Here is a 17,045-nt window from a genome sequence, read left to right as displayed (position 1 = left end):
CCGCCCTGCCCGCCCCGGCGCCCCCGCCGGCCCCCGGCTGCCCCGACGCGTCCCGCCCACCCCGTCGGGTGGGGGGGGGCCTTGAGGCGCGGACCGCGACGGGACACGAACTCCCGACGTGGCCGCACGCCGGGCGCCCGGTCTGCGCCGTCTCCGGCCCCGCACCTCCTAAGGTGGGGGGATGCTGGTGTTGACGCGCAAGGTCGGGGAGCGGATCCTCATCGGTGACGACATCGTCATCACCGTCCTCGACTCCCGTGGTGACGGCGTCCGCATCGGCATCGACGCCCCCCGCGGCGTGAAGATCCAGCGCGAAGAGGTCGTCAAGGCCGTGACCGAGGCCAACGTCGAGGCCGCCGGCGCGACCTCCGCGGCCGACGCCGAGGCCCGCCTCCGTGCCGCCCTGGGCGCCCCCGCGCCCCGCGCCGACCAGTAGCGGCCCGCGGGTACGCCCGCCCGCGCGCCCGCCGGGACACTGCACCGCATCTCGTGCACCGCACCGCGTCCAGACCCGGTGCGTCGTACGGGACCCGGTGCGATGGCCCGCAGGCGGCAGCAGGCAGCCAGCAGCCTCAGCGGCTCCCGAACACGCTCCGCGACGGCTCCGGCGACGGCACCGCGGTCGCGTCCGTGACGACCGGCGCCCCGGCGACGAAGTCGCGCAGCTCGCGTCCGTGCACGACCTTCGCCGGCAGCGGGTCCGACGAGTAGAGCCGCGGCATGCGGTCGGTGGGCAGCGGCGAGGGCGAGCCGATCAGCACGACGTTGCCGAACCTCCTGCCCTTGAGGGTGGCCGGGTCGGCGACCGCGGCGACGTGCTCGAAGACGGTCGACAACGTCGACGCCTGCCCGCGGGCGAAGGCCAGCCCGGCCCCGTCGGCCGAGTTCACGATCAGCATGCCCGTCGGCGACAGGAACGTGGAGGCGGCCGTGTAGAACTCGAGGCTCGTCACGTGAGCGGGGATGCGCGACCCGCCGAAGACGTCGACGACGAGCAGGTCGACCGACCCGCGCAGCCCGGCCGGCAGCTTCTCCATCACCTCGCGGGCGTCCCCGTAGCGGAGCCGGATGGAGGCGCCCCTCGGGAACGGCAGCCGCTCGCGCACCAGCGCGATCAGGTCGGCCTCGAGCTCGATCACCTGCTGGCGCGAGCCGGGCCTCGTCGCCTCGACGTACCGAGGCAGCGTGAGCGCGCCGCCGCCGAGGTGCAGGGCCGTCAGCGGCCCCTCGGGCAGCAGGTCGATGGCGTGGCCGATGCGGCGTACGTACTCGAAGGCGAGGTGCGTGGGATCGTCGAGGTCGACGTGCGACTGCGGGGTGCCGTCGACGACGAGGGTGAACGAGCCGGGCCGGTGCCTGTCTTCGTCGACGCGGGCGAGCCCCGCTCCGATCGAGACCTCGGCGGGCGGGTCGTCGTGGGGTGCGGCCATGTCCCGATCCTCCCACCGAGGAGGCGCGGGCGGAATTCCGCGGGATCGCCTGCGTTATACCCGAGGTCAGCCCCGAGGTCAACGACAGGGCTTGCCAGGCGTGTCCGAGCTGCATAGTATTGACCTTTGCGCTCCCTCGTGCGTCCCGTCGTCATATCTCGGTCGACGACGCACATCCGAGACAGTCCCCCGAATATCGCGGCGGGGGCGTCCTCGGTCTCGGCCTCCGGCACGGTCCAGCGACCCTGCCGCGCGGCCGACGGTTCCCGGGAGGGCCGTTCACCACCCACTCATACTGTCCGACAGTGATGACCCGACGGGGTCCACGGAGGTAACTTCCTTGGCTGCTGCGAACACCGCATCCACCAACTCGCCCAAGAACGGCCGTGGCGCCTCGCGCCTCTCGTTCGCCAAGATCACCGACACGCTCACGGTCCCCGACCTCCTGGCGCTGCAGACCGAGAGCTTCGACTGGCTCGTCGGCAACGACATCTGGAAGACCCGCCTCGCCGAGGCGACCGAGCAGGGTCGCACCGACCTCGCGCTGCACTCCGGCCTGGAGGAGATCTTCGAGGAGATCTCCCCGATCGAGGACCTCGGCGAGACCATGCAGCTCAGCTTCACGGCTCCCGAGCTCGAGGACCCGAAGTACTCCATCGACGAGTGCAAGGAGCGCGGCAAGACCTACGCCGCCCCCCTCTACGTCAACGCCGAGTTCATGAACCACCTCACCGGTGAGATCAAGACCCAGACGGTCTTCATGGGCGACTTCCCCCTCATGACCGAGCGCGGCACGTTCATCATCAACGGCACCGAGCGCGTCGTCGTGTCGCAGCTGGTCCGCAGCCCCGGCGTCTACTTCGAGCGCGCCTCCGACAAGACGTCCGACAAGGACATCTACTCGGCTCGCGTCATCCCCAGCCGCGGTGCCTGGCTCGAGTTCGAGATCGACAAGCGCGACCAGGTCGGCGTCCGCATCGACCGCAAGCGCAAGCAGAGCGTCACCGTCTTCCTCAAGGCCCTCGGCCTGACCAGCGAAGAGATCACGGAGAAGTTCCAGGGCTTCGCGTCCATCGAGGCCACCCTCGAGAAGGACGCCATCCTCACGAAAGAGGAGGCCCTCAAGGACATCTACCGCAAGCTCCGTCCCGGCGAGCAGGTCGCCGCCGAGGCCGCGCGTGCGCTCCTCGACAACTTCTACTTCAACCCGAAGCGCTACGACCTGGCGAAGGTGGGTCGCTACAAGATCAACCGCAAGCTCGGCATCGACGCGCCCCTCGGCGACTCGGTCCTGACCGTCGACGACATCGTCGCGACGATCAAGTACCTGGTCTCGCTGCACGCTGAGCAGAAGACGATCGACGGCACCCGCGACGGCGAGTCCGTCGAGCTGCGCCTCGACGTCGACGACATCGACCACTTCGGCAACCGTCGCATCCGCGCGGTCGGCGAGCTGATCCAGAACCAGGTCCGCACCGGCCTGTCCCGCATGGAGCGCGTCGTCCGCGAGCGCATGACCACGCAGGACATCGAGGCGATCACCCCGCAGACCCTGATCAACGTGCGCCCCGTCGTCGCCGCGATCAAGGAGTTCTTCGGCACGTCGCAGCTCTCGCAGTTCATGGACCAGAACAACCCGCTGTCGGGCCTGACGCACAAGCGTCGCCTCAGCGCGCTCGGCCCCGGTGGCCTGAGCCGCGAGCGCGCCGGCGTCGAGGTCCGCGACGTCCACCCGTCGCACTACGGCCGCATGTGCCCGATCGAGACCCCGGAAGGCCCGAACATCGGCCTGATCGGCTCGCTCGCGTCGTTCGCCCGCATCAACTCGTTCGGCTTCATCGAGACGCCCTACCGTCGTGTCAACGGCGGCAACGTCAGCACCACGATCGACTACCTCACCGCCTCTGAAGAGGACGAGTTCGTCGTCGCCCAGGCCAACGCCCCGCTCGACGACGACTTCAACTTCGTCGACGACAAGGTGCTGGTCCGCAAGAAGGGCGGCGAGGTGGAGCTCGTCGCGAAGGACGAGGTCGACTACATGGACGTCTCGCCGCGCCAGATGGTGTCGGTCGCGACCTCGCTCATCCCGTTCCTCGAGCACGACGACGCCAACCGCGCCCTCATGGGCGCCAACATGCAGCGTCAGGCCGTCCCGCTGGTCCGCAGCGAGAGCCCCCTGGTCGGCACCGGCATGGAGGGCTACACGGCCATCGACGCCGGCGACGTCGTCACCGCCGACGCCGCAGGTGTCGTCACCGAGGTCTCGGCCGACGTCGTCACCGTCCAGCTGGACGAGGGCGGCACGCAGGACTACTACCTGCGCAAGTTCGACCGCTCGAACCAGGGCGCCAGCTACAACCACCGCGTGATCGTCGACGCCGGTCAGCGCATCGAGGTCGGCGAGGTCATCGCCGACGGCCCTGCGACCGAGAACGGCGAGCTCGCGCTCGGCAAGAACCTGCTCGTCGCGTTCATGCCGTGGGAGGGCTACAACTACGAGGACGCGATGATCCTGTCGCAGAACCTCGTGAAGGACGACACTCTCTCCTCGATCCACATCGAGGAGTACGAGGTCGACGCCCGCGACACGAAGCTCGGCAAGGAGGAGATCACCCGTGACCTCCCCAACGTCAGCCCCGACCTGCTGGCCGACCTCGACGACCGCGGCATCATCCGGATCGGTGCCGAGGTCCGTCCCGGCGACATCCTCGTCGGCAAGGTCACGCCCAAGGGCGAGACCGAGCTGTCGGCCGAGGAGCGCCTCCTGCGCGCCATCTTCAACGAGAAGAGCCGTGAGGTCCGCGACACGTCCCTGAAGGTGCCCCACGGCGAGCAGGGAACCGTCATCGGCGTCAAGGTCTTCGACTCGCAGGACGGCGACGACGAGCTCGGCTCGGGCGTCAACCAGCGCGTCGTGGTGTTCATCGCGCAGCGACGCAAGATCACCGCGGGCGACAAGCTCGCCGGCCGTCACGGCAACAAGGGCGTCATCTCGACGATCCTCCCCGTCGAGGACATGCCGTTCCTCGCGGACGGCACGCCGGTCGACATCATCCTGAACCCGCTGGGCGTCCCCGGTCGCATGAACTTCGGCCAGGTGCTCGAGATCCACCTCGGGTGGATCGCGGCGCAGGGCTGGAACGTCGAGGGCATCCAGGAGTGGGCCAAGAACCTCCCGCCGGAGGCGCTCAGCGCGGCTCCCGGCACGAAGGTCGCCACCCCGGTGTTCGACGGCGCTGCCGAGCGCGAGATCGAGGGTCTCCTCGACTCGACGCTGCCCACGCGTGACGGCGACCGCCTGATCGGCTCCTCGGGCAAGACGATGCTGTTCGACGGTCGCTCGGGAGAACCCTTCCCGAACCCGATCTCGGTCGGCTACATGTACATCCTGAAGCTGCACCACCTCGTCGACGACAAGATCCACGCTCGTTCGACGGGCCCCTACTCGATGATCACGCAGCAGCCCCTGGGCGGTAAGGCCCAGTTCGGCGGACAGCGCTTCGGAGAGATGGAGGTGTGGGCCCTCGAGGCCTACGGCGCCGCGTACGCGCTGCAGGAGCTCCTGACGATCAAGTCCGACGACATCCTCGGCCGCGTCAAGGTCTACGAGGCGATCGTCAAGGGCGAGAACATCCAGGAGCCCGGCATCCCCGAGAGCTTCAAGGTCCTCATCAAGGAGATGCAGTCGCTGTGCCTGAACGTCGAGGTCCTCTCGGCCGACGGCCAGACGGTCAGCCTGCGCGACACGGACGACGAGGTCTTCCGTGCTGCGGAGGAGCTCGGCATCAACATCTCCTCCCGCTTCGAGTCGTCGAACGTCGACGAGATCTAAGCCCCCTTCCCACAACGACACGTCGATACATCTGACAAGGGACTGAATTTTGATCGAAGCAACAACTTTCGATGAGCTGCGGATCGGCCTCGCCACGGCCGAGAACATCCGTGCCTGGTCGCACGGTGAGGTCAAGAAGCCGGAGACCATCAACTACCGCACGCTGAAGCCCGAGAAGGACGGCCTCTTCGGAGAGCAGATCTTCGGGCCGTCGCGTGACTGGGAGTGCGCGTGCGGCAAGTACAAGCGCGTCCGCTTCAAGGGCATCGTCTGCGAGCGCTGCGGCGTCGAGGTCACGAAGTCGTCGGTGCGCCGTGAGCGCATGGGCCACATCGAGCTCGCCGCTCCCGTCACGCACATCTGGTACTTCAAGGGCGTCCCGTCGCGCCTCGGCTACCTGCTCGACATGGCGCCGAAGGACCTCGAGAAGGTCATCTACTTCGCCGCCTACATGGTGATCTCGATCGACGACGAGGGCCGTCACGCCGACATGCCCGGACTCGAGAACGAGCTCCGCCTCGAGATCAAGCAGCTCGAGACGCAGCGCGACACGCGCATCGCCGACCGTCTGCAGAAGCTCGAGGTCGACCTCGCCGCTCTTGAAGAAGAGGGTGCGAAGAGCGACCAGAAGCGTCGTGCGAAGGACGTCGCCGAGAAGGAGATGGGCCAGACCCGCAAGGCCTTCGACGAGGACATCAACCGCCTCGAGCGCGTGTGGGAGGACTTCCGCACGCTCAAGGTGGGCGACCTCAAGCCCGAGGACGCCGTCTTCCACGAGCTCCAGGACCGCTTCGGCATGTACTTCGAGGCCCACATGGGCGCCGAGGCCATCAAGAAGCGCCTCGAGGGCTTCGACCTGACCACCGAGGCCGAGAACCTGCACCTGCAGATCTCGGAGGGCAAGGGCCAGAAGAAGATCCGCGCGATCAAGCGCCTGCGCGTCGTCAGCTCCTTCCTCGCCACGGGCAACTCGCCCGCCGCGATGGTGCTCGACGTCGTGCCGGTGATCCCGCCCGAGCTGCGCCCGATGGTGCAGCTCGACGGTGGCCGCTTCGCGACGTCCGACCTGAACGACCTCTACCGTCGCGTCATCAACCGCAACAACCGCCTCCGTCGACTGCTCGACCTCGGTGCCCCCGAGATCATCGTCAACAACGAGAAGCGGATGCTGCAGGAGGCGGTGGACGCGCTCTTCGACAACGGTCGCCGCGGCCGTCCCGTCACGGGCACCGGCAACCGCGCCCTGAAGTCCCTGAGCGACATGCTCAAGGGAAAGCAGGGTCGGTTCCGCCAGAACCTGCTCGGCAAGCGCGTCGACTACTCCGGCCGTTCGGTCATCATCGTCGGCCCGACGCTCAAGCTGCACCAGTGCGGTCTGCCCAAGCAGATGGCGCTCGAGCTGTTCAAGCCGTTCGTGATCAAGCGCCTGATCGACCTGTCGCACGCTCAGAACATCAAGAGCGCCAAGCGCATGGTCGAGCGTTCGCGCCCGCAGGTGTGGGACGTCCTCGAGGAGATCATCCGCGAGCGCCCCGTGCTGCTGAACCGCGCGCCCACGCTGCACCGTCTCGGCATCCAGGCCTTCGAGCCCCAGCTGGTCGAGGGCAAGGCCATCCAGCTGCACCCGCTCGTCTGCGCGGCGTTCAACGCCGACTTCGACGGCGACCAGATGGCCGTGCACCTGCCGCTGTCCGTCGAGGCCCAGGCCGAGGCGCGCATCCTGATGCTCGCGTCGAACAACATCCTGAAGCCGTCCGACGGCCGACCGGTGACCCTGCCCGCACAGGACATGATCATCGGCCTGCACTACCTGACGACGGTCACCGAGGGCGCAGTCGGCGAGGGCCGTGCCTTCTCGTCCGTGTCCGAGGCGATCCTCGCCAAGGACCAGGGCACGCTCGACCTGAACGCGATGGCCAAGATCCGCATGAACGGCGTGCACTTCGCCGAGGGCGAGGCTCCCGAGGGCTACGAGGTCGGACAGGACATCCTGCTCGACACGACCCTCGGTCGCGCGCTCTTCAACGAGAACCTGCCGGCGGACTACCCGTTCGTGCAGCAGGTGACCGACAAGGGCATGCTCTCGACGATCGTCAACGACCTCGCCGAGCGCTACCCCAAGGTCGCCGTCGCGGCTGCCCTGGACAACATCAAGGACGCGGGCTTCTACTGGGCCTCGCGCTCCGGTGTCACGGTCGCCCTCTCCGACGTCCTCACGCCTCCGCGCAAGCCGGAGATCGTGGCGGGCTACGAGAAGCAGGCCGCAGCGGTCCAGTCCGAGTTCGACAAGGGCCTCATCAGCGACGCCGAGCGTCGTGCGGACCTGATCAAGATCTGGACGGAGGCCACGAACGAGGTCGCCGCCGAGATGCGGGCGAACTTCCCGGTCGACAACACGATCAACCGCATGGTCACCTCGGGTGCCCGAGGGAACTGGCTGCAGGTGCGCAACATCGCCGGCATGCGAGGCCTCGTGAACAACCCGAAGGGCGACATCATCCCCCGCCCGATCATCTCGTCGTACCGCGAGGGCCTCTCGGTGGCCGAGTACTTCATCGCGACGCACGGTGCCCGCAAGGGACTGGCCGACACGGCCCTCCGTACGGCCGACTCGGGGTACCTGACCCGTCGACTCGTCGACGTCTCGCAGGACGTCATCATCCGTGAGGACGACTGCGGCACCTCGCGCGGTCTCGAGATGCCCATCGCCGCACCCGACGCCGACGGCGTCATGGTGCGCGACGCGACCGTCGAGAACACCGTGTTCGCCCGTTCGCTGGCGGCCGCGGCCGTCGACGCGAAGGGCACCGTGCTGGCCGAGGCCGGCGCCGACGTCGGAGACGTGCTGATCGACGAGCTCGTGGCGGCAGGGGTCGAGACCATCAAGGTCCGTTCCGTGCTCACCTGCGAGGCCGCGGTCGGCGTCTGCGCCCAGTGCTACGGCCGCTCGCTCGCGACCGGCAACCTGGTCGACATCGGCGAGGCCGTCGGCATCATCGCGGCCCAGTCGATCGGCGAGCCCGGCACGCAGCTGACGATGCGCACCTTCCACACCGGCGGTTCGGCCTCGGCCGACGACATCACGCAGGGCCTGCCCCGCGTGACGGAGCTGTTCGAGGCACGTACCCCCAAGGGTGCGTCCCCGATCGCCGACGGTGCCGGTCGCATCACGATCGAGGACACGGACAAGGCCCGACGGGTCATCCTCAACCTCGACAACGGCGACGAGCCGGTCATCTACCCCGTGCTCAAGCGCTCGACCCTCCTCGTCGAGGACGGTCAGCACGTCGAGCTCGGTGCGCAGATCATCGCCGGTGCGGTCGACCCGAAGGAGGTCCTGCGAGTCAAGGGCGTCCGTGCGGTTCAGCAGCACCTCGTCGGGGGCGTCCAGGACGTCTACCGTTCGCAGGGCGTGCCGATCCACGACAAGCACATCGAGGTCATCGTCCGTCAGATGCTCCGCAAGGTCACCGTCGTCGACCACGCCGACACCGACCTGCTCCCCGGTGAGCTCGTCGACCGGTCGAAGTACAACGAGATCAACCGTGCGGCGCTGACCGAGGGCAAGCGGACCGCGTCCGCCCGCCAGGAGGTCATGGGCATCACCAAGGCCTCGCTCGCGACCGAGTCGTGGCTGTCGGCCGCCTCCTTCCAGGAGACGACCCGCGTGCTCACGCAGGCTGCGATGGAGGGCAAGAGCGACCCCCTGGTCGGTCTGAAGGAGAACGTGATCATCGGAAAGCTGATCCCCGCCGGAACAGGGCTGTCGCGCTACCGCGACGTCTCGGTCGAGGCGACGGAAGAAGCGAAGGCCGAGCGGTACCCCAACCGCGTGTTCACGGACGACGCGTCGTTCACCGAGGCTGACCTCAGCTTCGTGGACTTCGACTCGTTCTCGTCGGACGACTTCACCCCCGGCACCTACAACTGATCGGGATCGCCATGACGGCGCCGCGGGTCTGACGACCTGCGGAGCCGGCAGGCACGACGACGGGCCCCGGCCCTCGCACCGCGCGAGGGACGGGGCCCGTCGTCGTTCCCGGGCGACCCAGGGGAGGCGCGGGTCGCTCTCGCAGGCTCGCGCGCGGTCCCGTGACCTGAGCGGCTCCTGAGACCGGGCAGTATGGAGCGATGAGCACCGAGCACTCCGCACAGTCGTCCCCCTCCGCCGAGCCCGCCGAGTCCACGGTCGCTCGGGGCGAGGCAGCGGCTGGGGTCCGGCTCGACGCGGTCGACCTTCCCGTCAGCGCCAGGGTCCCGAGGCCGGACGCGCCCCTCCCTCGTGACCGCGACGGCCTGCGCTGGCGCCCGGCGACCCTCGCCGACCTCGGGGCGCTGCACGCGCTCGACGGGCGCGTGGCGTCGGCCGACCACCCGCTGCACGTGACGTCGCTGTCGTCGATGCGCCAGCTGCTCGAGATGCCCGGCATCGACCTCGAGCGCGACTCCCTCGTGGCCGACGAGGGGGACGGCCAGCTGGTGGCCTGGGGCCTCAGCTTCCTCTGGCCCGTCCGCGAGTCGGTCGTGCGCGTGTCGGTCGACGGCGGTGTCGACCCGCGTCGGCGCGGGACGGGCCTCGGGCACGACCTCGTCGAGTGGCAGCGGCTGCGCGGCGAGCAGCACCTCTCCGGTGCGGACGACGTCCTGCCCGCGGTGCTGGCGGCGGGCGTCGAGCAGGAGGCGGAGAGCCACGCGGCCCTGCTGCAGCGCCAGGGCTTCGGCCCCGCCCGGTGGTGGAGCACGCTCAGCCGTGACCTGACCCGCCCGGTCGAGGCCGTGCCCCTCGACCCCGCGGTGCGGCTCGAGCAGTACTCGACGCACCGTGAGGAGGCGACCCGGCTGGCCCGCAACGAGGCCTTCGTCGACCACTGGGGCAGCCAGGCGAGCACGCCCGAGGTGTGGCGCATGCTCGTCGGCGCGGCGACGTTCCGCCCCGACCTGTCGTTCGTGGCGGTCGCCGGGGGCGACGACGGCGAGGAGGAGGTGGTCGCCTTCGTGCTCACCACCGTCGAGCCCGAGCAGTGGCCGGCCCACGGCGGCCGCAGCGCGCACGTCGACTACGTGGGCGTCCGGCGGGCCTGGCGCGGCCGACACCTGGCGCAGTCGCTGCTCGCGACGGCCCTCGCCCGGCAGGCCGACGAGGGCTTCGAGCTCTGCGTGCTCGACGTCGACTCGACGAGCCCCACGGGCGCCGTCGGGCTCTACGAGCGTGCTGGCTTCACGGTCGCGGGCCGTCGCGCCGCGTACCTCCGCGAGTACTGACGCCCCCGCGCGCCGCACGCGTGCCCGACGACTCGAGTTGCCGCTTCGCGGGCATCTGCGCGCCCCACGCCCCCGCGAACCGGCAACTCGACGAGCGGCCCGCCAGGACGCGCTAGCCGCGGACGGTCAGGATCTCCGCGCCGTCCTCGGTGATGGCGACCGTGTGCTCGCTGTGCGCCGTGAGGCAGCCGGTCGCGCTGCGGAGGGTCCAGCCGTCGTCGTCGGTGACCAGCTCGTCGGTGTCGGCCATGACCCACGGCTCGAGGGCGAGCAGCAGCCCGGGACGCAGCTTGTAGCCGCGGCCGGGGCGGCCGATGTTGGCGACGTGCGGGTCCTGGTGCATGGTCGAGCCGATGCCGTGACCGCCGAACTGGACGTTCACGGGGTAGCCCGCCCCGGTCAGCACCGAGCCGATGGCGTACGAGACGTCGCCCATCTTCGCGCCGGGCACGGCGGCGGCGATCGCGGCGGCCAGGGCGCGCTCGGTCGTCTCGATCAGCTCGGTGCTGCCCGCGGGGCGCGAGGTGCCGACGACGAAGCTCAGGGCGGAGTCGGCCGCGATGCCGTTCAGCACGACCGCGAGGTCGAGCGTGAGCAGGTCGCCGTCGCGCAGGGCGTAGTCGTGGGGCAGGCCGTGCAGCACGGCGTCGTTGACCGCCGTGCAGATCCAGTGCCCGAACGGCCCGCGGCCGAACGACGGCGCGTAGTCGACGTAGCAGGACTCGGCACCGGCCTCGAGGATCATCTCGCGCGTCCACTCGTCGATCTCGAGCAGGTTCGTGCCGACCACGACGCGCTGCGAGACCGTGTGCAGGATGTGCCCGACCAGCGCGCCGGAGTCGCGGGCACGGCCCAGCTCGGCGGGGCTGAAGATCTCGATCACGGGGGCGTCTCCTCGGGTCTGCCGGCTGGCGGCGGGGCAACTGACCTGTCAATGCTACGGCGTCGGCGACGAGGGACGCCGTGGGCGTGGGCCCCCGCCGTCGGCGTCCCACGACGCTCGCGTCACCGTCCGCGGCGCCCGGCACGGGCGCGGCCTAGGGTCGGGGAGTGCAGTTCGAGCAGGCCCTCACCGACACCGTCCTCCTGCGGGAGGCGCGGGTCGGCGACGCCGCCGCCCTCGCCGAGGCGCACCGGCGCAACCGCGAGCACCTCGCGCCGTGGGACCCGGAGCGCGCGCCGTCGTTCTTCGAGCCCGCCGGCCAGCGTGCGATGCTCACGGCGCGCATCGCGTCGGCCGCCGCCGGCGAGCAGCAGCCGTTCCACCTGATGGAGGGCGACCGCGTGGTCGGCACGATCGCGCTCAACCAGATCGTGCGCGGGCCCCTTCAGAAGGCGGCCGTCGGCTACTGGGTCGACCGGGAGCGGACGGGGCAGGGCCTGGCGAAGGCGGCGTTGGCGGTCGTGGTCGACCTCGCGGCGACCGCCCTCCGCCTGCACCGCCTCGAGGCGAGCGCCCTGCCGCACAACGCGGGGTCGCGTGCCGTGCTCGCCGCCTCGGGCTTCGAGCAGTACGGCACGGCGCCGGGCTACCTCCGCATCGCGGGGGAGTGGCGCGAGCACGTGCTGTACCAGCGCCTCCTCGACTGAGCGGCCCGTACCCGCCCGCACCGGCCCGCACCCGCCCGCACCGCCCCGCATCCGCCCGCACCGGCGCACGACGACGGGGCGCCGACCTCAGTGGTCGACGCCCCGTCGGGGTGCTGCGGCGCAGGGAGCCGCGGCGTGGGTCAGAAGGCCAGCTGGCCCTCGACCTCCTTGGACTTCATGCGAGCGAGGGCGAGGTTCGCCTTCGAGCGGTCGAGCACGAAGTAGATGAAGACCTCGCGGTTGCTGGCGAGGGGCCGGATGATGTGGATCTGGCTCGACAGGGTGATGAGGATGTCCTCGATCGAGTCGGCGAGGCCGAGCGACTTCGCCGTCTTGAGCTTGGCGCGGACGACCTCGGTGTTGCCGGCCGCGGCCAGCTCCAGGTCGATGCCGCTGCCGGCGCCGCCGAGCAGCATGCCGGAGGCGCTGTCGACGACGGCGGCCGCCATCGCGCCGTCGACGGTGAGGAGGGTCTCGAGGGACTCGGAGATGTTCGCCATGGTGTCTGTGCTTCCTGTTCGGGTCAGGGCAGTTCGGGTGTGAGCTGTCCGGCCCTGACCTGGTCGGGTCAGGGGTGGTGCGGGCAGCGGTGCCGGCGTCGGGCGGGCACCGCTCGGCAGCCGGCCGCGGAGGTGCGGCCGGAGCGGTCGGAGGGGCAGGGCTGCGTGCCTGGCCAGGGTCAGAGCACCGGGACGCCGTGGGCGTCGGCGTGCACGGGTGCGTCGCCGTGCTCGACGGCGGCGTCCGGCTCGTGGGCGGCCGCGTCGGGCTGCACGGCCGGGCGGTCGGCCAAGGAGGCGGCCAGCTGCTGGGCGCAGCGGCGCGCGACCGAGAGGGCCTTGCCGAGCGTCTCGTCGTCGTCGAACAGCGCGCCGAGCACGACGGGGTGCCCGGGGACGCGCAGCTGGATGACGTGGCCCTTCTGGGACGCGATGATGACGTACTCGCTCGAGCCGATCCGCACCTCCCGGGCGACGGCCTCGCTGAGCGCCTGGATCGAGCTGGCCATGCTGGCGAAGCGGTTCGCGTCGACCTTGCCGTCAGGCACGTGGACGACCTCGAAGCCGTCGTCGGTGAGGAACGAGCCGTAGACGAGCGAGCGGCTCACCTCGCCCATGGCGAGGAGGGCCTGACGGCCGAGGTCGACGACGACGGGGTCGAGGTGGGGCGCGAGGCTCACTCGGCCACCGCCACGGCGGGCTGGGCGGCGAGGGGCGCGGCGGAGGCAGCAGCGGCAGCAGCCGGTGCAGCGAACATCTCGCGCATCTCGATGTTGGCGACGAGCGTCATGAGGACGGTGCGCATCTGGTCTTCCTGTCGGGGGTCGACCGTGAACACCGGCACGACCAGGTCGGGGCGGCGCTCGGTCAGCGCCGCCGAGTAGTCGGCCACCGTCGGGGTGGCCGAGACGTCGGAGCGCGTCGCCGCGACGACGACGCCGCCGCGGTCGTAGAGGTCGCGGAACTCGTCGAGGAACGTCAGCATCTCGCCCACCGGGTCGGCGGCGTCGTTGTTGACGAGCAGCACCATGCCCTTGGCGCGCTCCTTGAGGATCGTCCACATGAAGTCGAACCGCTGCTGGCCGGGGATGCCGTAGAGGCGCACCTTGTCGGTCTCGCCGAGGGTGATCTCGCCGTAGTCGAGGGCGACCGTCGTGGTGTCCTTGTCGGCGGTGGCCCGGTCGGTGTTCGCGGCCTCCGTGCGGACGACCTCGGTCTCGCTGAGCGTCTCGATCGCGGTCGTCTTGCCGGCGCCCATCGGGCCGCCGAAGAGGATGACGTGCTCGGCCATCAGAGGCCGAGCCGGTCGCGCAGACGGCTGAACAGGCCGCCGCGGCGGGGCTGCGGGGCGACCCGGACGTGGTCGGGGCCGGAGGACGACGAGGCAGAGGACGCCGACGCCGACGACGAGCCGCCGGCGGCGACCGCGGCCGGCTCGGGCGACTCGGCGCGCAGCAGGCGCATCAGGCTGAACGCGTTTACCAGGCGCCGGGCCTCGGCCGGGTCCGACTCGCTCGCGTTGGCCAGCTCGCCGACCGGGAGGAACGTGTAGCCGAGCATCGCGGTCATCCGCATCTGCTCCGGGGTGTGCGTCAGCATCGTGAAGTTGGGCCAGCGCACCAGCTTGTAGCGGTCGTCGCGCTGCAGCCACCAGGCGAGCTCGCCCAGGAACGAGTTGTTCCCTATCAGCCAGAGCAGCGCGTCCAGGTCGGTGCCGGGCGGGCGGGACGCCTCGACGGCGGGGTCCTTGGCCTCGACGACCACGTCGATGTCGACGGGCTCGGCGGGGAACGCCGTCAGGGGGGTGTCCCACCAGTAGGCGTTCGTCTCCACGTCGACGACGAGGGGCAGGTGGTCGGCCTGGCGGACGACCACGATCGACGCGGTCGGCTGCTGCTGGAGGCGGTGGAGGGCGATGGCCACGCCGGTCCAGCCGAACGACGGCACGGTGATGCCCGTCGTCTCGGGGCCGGGGGCGCTGCCCGTGTGGGGGGCCTGCGGGTCCGCTGGCGCGGTCCGGGCAGGCTCGAACGTCATCTCGTGACCGTGCATCGTGCGTGGCTCCTAGGGGGGTTCGGCGGTCGTCATCCGTGAACTGGGCCACACGTGTCGTCGGGCCCAGGATCGCCGTCGTCCACTAGACCAGTCGTGTCCGGCGGCGTGCCACCCCCTGTTCTGGGCGTCGGCGACCCCCTTTCTGGGCGGTCGCCGCGCCTCCTCGTCCCAGTGGGGAGAGCCGATGCGGAGCCCGCCGCGGAGGGCTGTGACGCAGACGGGGGGCACCCTCACTGGGACGTGTCGGCGAGGCGGCCCCGCCGTAGCGTGGCGACTGCTCGGGACGACTCCCGAGGACCTGCCGCCAGGACCCCGACATGCCGGGCGCGCGTACCGAGGAGATGCACCCGTGGCTTCGATGACCGAGATCCTGATCCTGCACGGGCTGCTGCCCATGGAGCACCTCGACCGCGTGGGGCGCCGGGGCGCCGACGAGGAGGCGTCCATCAGGGAGCTGCTCGAGTCCGGCACCGTGACCCCCGCGCAGGTCGCCCGCGCCCGGGCCCAGGCCAACGGCGTCGACTTCGTCGAGCTCGTCGACTACCCCGTCGACCGCGCCGCCGTGACGATGGTGCCCGCCGCCGTCTGTCGCCGGCACAGCGTGCTGCCGATCGCGGTGCGCGACGGCCTCCTCCTGCTCGCGATGGCCGACCCGGGCGACGTGTTCGCGATCGACGACGTGCGCGCCGCGCTCCGCATCGGCGTCGAGCCGGTGCTCGCCGACCGCGCCGACCTGCAGGCCGCGCTCGACCGCTACCTCCGTGCCGACGACGAGCTCAACGACCTCACCTCGACGCTCGAGGAGGAGACCAGCGCGGTCGAGGCCGCCCAGGCCGACATCGCCTCCTCCGGTCCCGACGACGACGTGCCCATCGTGCGCTTCGTCAACCTGCTCGTCAGCCAGGCCATCACCGACCACGCCTCCGACATCCACATCGAGCCGGCCGAGCACGACGTGCGCATCCGCTACCGCATCGACGGGGTGCTGCACGAGATGCAGCCGGCCCCCAAGGCCATCCAGAACGGCGTGATCTCGCGCCTCAAGATCATGAGCGAGATCGACATCGCCGAGCGTCGACGCCCGCAGGACGGCCGCATGTCGGTCCGCCACGGCGGCCGCCAGATCGACCTGCGCGTCGCGACCCTGCCGACCGTGTGGGGCGAGAAGGTCGTCATGCGGATCCTCGACAACTCGAACACGTCGATGAGCCTCCGCGACCTCAACCTGCTCGAGCGCAACTTCGACGTCTACGCCGCGTCGTACTCGAAGCCCTACGGCATGATCCTCGTCACCGGCCCCACCGGCTCGGGCAAGTCGACGACGCTGTACACGACCCTCAACGCGGTCGCGCGTCCCGAGATCAACGTCATCACCGTCGAGGACCCGGTCGAGTACCGGATGGACGGCATCAACCAGGTGCAGGTGAACCCCAAGGCGGGCCTCACCTTCGCCGGGGCGCTGCGGAGCATCCTGCGGTCCGACCCCGACGTCGTCCTGCTCGGCGAGATCCGCGACCACGAGACCGCGCAGATCGCCATCGAGGCGTCGCTGACCGGCCACCTCGTGCTCAGCACCCTGCACACGAACGACGCCCCCAGCGCGATCACCCGCCTCACCGAGATGGGCATCGAGCCGTTCCTCGTCGGCAGCGCGATCGACTGCGTCGTCGCCCAGCGACTCGCGCGTCGCCTCTGCGACCGCTGCAAGACGCCGACCTCGTACACGCCCCGCCAGCTCGAGCACCTGCGGTTCCCGGTGCGCCTCGACGAGCCCGCGCCGCTCGTCTACCAGCCCGTCGGCTGCGCGCAGTGCTCCAACACCGGCTACCGCGGCCGCATCGCCCTGCACGAGGTGATGAGCGTCTCCGAGGAGATCGAGCGCCTCGCCGTCTCGCGTGCGTCGAGCGCCGAGATCGCCCGGGTCGCCACCGAGCAGGGCATGGTCAGCCTCCGCCACGACGGCTGGGCCAAGGCGAAGCTCGGCCTGACCAGCGTCGAAGAGATCCTGCGGGTCGTCGCGTGAGCGCCCCCGCCGCCCGCATCCGCACGACCCGCACCGCACCCGTCCGCACCGCCCGCCGCACCGCACCCGAGGGAACGCCCGCATGAGCGACAACGTCTTCGAGATCCCCGACCAGGTCGACCCGGCCGACGGCTGGACCCCGGGCACGCCCGGCAACGACCTGAGCACCCACACCCCCGCGACCGAGTGGGAGCTGCCCAAGGCGCCGCCGACGCTGGCGCCGCACATCGACGAGGCCGACCGCGGCCCGGTCTACACGATGGACGACGCCGGCGGGGAGGCGGTGCTCGGCTGGAGCCCCACCCCCGCACCCACCAGCCGTCGCGCCGCGCGGCTCGCGAGCGCCCTCGAGG

General features: G+C 70.6%; 13 protein-coding genes. 7 read left to right on the top strand and 6 right to left on the bottom strand.

Translation table 11 applies throughout. From position 1 onward, the window contains the following. Positions 1 to 181 precede the first annotated feature (181 nt). Positions 182 to 436 (top strand): carbon storage regulator CsrA, encoded by a 255-nt coding sequence (gene csrA, locus RWM17_RS05695; protein ID WP_123547658.1) that lies wholly within the window; start codon positions 182 to 184, stop codon positions 434 to 436. A 136-nt stretch (positions 437 to 572) separates the two neighbouring features. Here csrA and RWM17_RS05690 read toward each other — a convergent pair whose 3' ends face one another. Beyond that, a complete protein-coding gene (locus RWM17_RS05690; RefSeq protein ID WP_314102065.1) occupies positions 573 to 1,430 on the bottom strand; it encodes a fused MFS/spermidine synthase in 858 nt (285 codons plus the stop codon). Between the two features lie 340 nt (positions 1,431 to 1,770). On the opposite strand from RWM17_RS05690, the gene rpoB reads away from it, so the two are divergent. From rpoB to RWM17_RS05675, 3 genes are all read left to right on the top strand, one after another. Next, positions 1,771 to 5,262, top strand: coding sequence for a DNA-directed RNA polymerase subunit beta (rpoB, locus tag RWM17_RS05685; protein ID WP_123547660.1), 3,492 nt, complete (start codon positions 1,771 to 1,773; stop codon positions 5,260 to 5,262). Between the two features lie 49 nt (positions 5,263 to 5,311). Further along, complete coding sequence (locus RWM17_RS05680) at positions 5,312 to 9,193, top strand: DNA-directed RNA polymerase subunit beta' (RefSeq protein ID WP_133738215.1); 3,882 nt, start codon at positions 5,312 to 5,314, stop codon at positions 9,191 to 9,193. Positions 9,194 to 9,393: 200 nt separating this feature from the next. After that, positions 9,394 to 10,524: an N-acetyltransferase gene (locus tag RWM17_RS05675; RefSeq protein ID WP_314102064.1), complete on the top strand. Its 1,131-nt coding sequence runs from the start codon at positions 9,394 to 9,396 to the stop codon at positions 10,522 to 10,524. A gap of 112 nt (positions 10,525 to 10,636) precedes the next feature. On the opposite strand, the gene map is transcribed toward RWM17_RS05675, so the two are convergent. Beyond that, positions 10,637 to 11,407 (bottom strand): type I methionyl aminopeptidase, encoded by a 771-nt coding sequence (gene map / locus RWM17_RS05670; RefSeq protein WP_314102063.1) that lies wholly within the window; start codon positions 11,405 to 11,407, stop codon positions 10,637 to 10,639. Between the two features lie 167 nt (positions 11,408 to 11,574). Here map and RWM17_RS05665 point away from each other — a divergent pair, with 167 nt between their 5' ends. After that, entirely contained in the window at positions 11,575 to 12,114 is a 540-nt protein-coding gene (locus RWM17_RS05665) for a GNAT family N-acetyltransferase (protein WP_123547665.1), read from the top strand. Between the two features lie 140 nt (positions 12,115 to 12,254). Here RWM17_RS05665 and RWM17_RS05660 read toward each other — a convergent pair whose 3' ends face one another. From RWM17_RS05660 to RWM17_RS05645, 4 genes are all read right to left on the bottom strand, one after another. Then, positions 12,255 to 12,614 (bottom strand): hypothetical protein, encoded by a 360-nt coding sequence (locus tag RWM17_RS05660; RefSeq protein WP_192169980.1) that lies wholly within the window; start codon positions 12,612 to 12,614, stop codon positions 12,255 to 12,257. A gap of 179 nt (positions 12,615 to 12,793) precedes the next feature. Then, complete coding sequence (locus RWM17_RS05655) at positions 12,794 to 13,294, bottom strand: roadblock/LC7 domain-containing protein (protein ID WP_314102062.1); 501 nt, start codon at positions 13,292 to 13,294, stop codon at positions 12,794 to 12,796. Next, the gene (locus RWM17_RS05650; protein ID WP_314102061.1) at positions 13,291 to 13,905 is read right to left on the bottom strand and encodes an ATP/GTP-binding protein; all 615 of its coding nucleotides are present in this window, start codon (positions 13,903 to 13,905) and stop codon (positions 13,291 to 13,293) included. The genes RWM17_RS05655 and RWM17_RS05650 overlap by 4 nt, the downstream gene beginning before the upstream one ends. Next, entirely contained in the window at positions 13,905 to 14,651 is a 747-nt protein-coding gene (locus RWM17_RS05645) for a hypothetical protein (protein WP_314102060.1), read from the bottom strand. The genes RWM17_RS05650 and RWM17_RS05645 overlap by 1 nt, the downstream gene beginning before the upstream one ends. 367 nt (positions 14,652 to 15,018) lie before the next feature. Between RWM17_RS05645 and RWM17_RS05640 the strand changes: the two genes are divergently transcribed. Further along, positions 15,019 to 16,692 (top strand): ATPase, T2SS/T4P/T4SS family, encoded by a 1,674-nt coding sequence (locus RWM17_RS05640; RefSeq protein ID WP_314102059.1) that lies wholly within the window; start codon positions 15,019 to 15,021, stop codon positions 16,690 to 16,692. 82 nt (positions 16,693 to 16,774) lie between these two features. Then, the coding region (locus tag RWM17_RS05635) for a hypothetical protein (RefSeq protein ID WP_314102058.1) at positions 16,775 to 17,045 on the top strand (271 nt) is incomplete at its 3' end.

It is taken from the genome of uncultured Frigoribacterium sp. (genome assembly GCF_963515265.1).
Lineage (GTDB): Bacteria > Actinomycetota > Actinomycetes > Actinomycetales > Microbacteriaceae > Frigoribacterium.
This window is presented reverse-complemented; position numbering and strand designations above follow the sequence as displayed.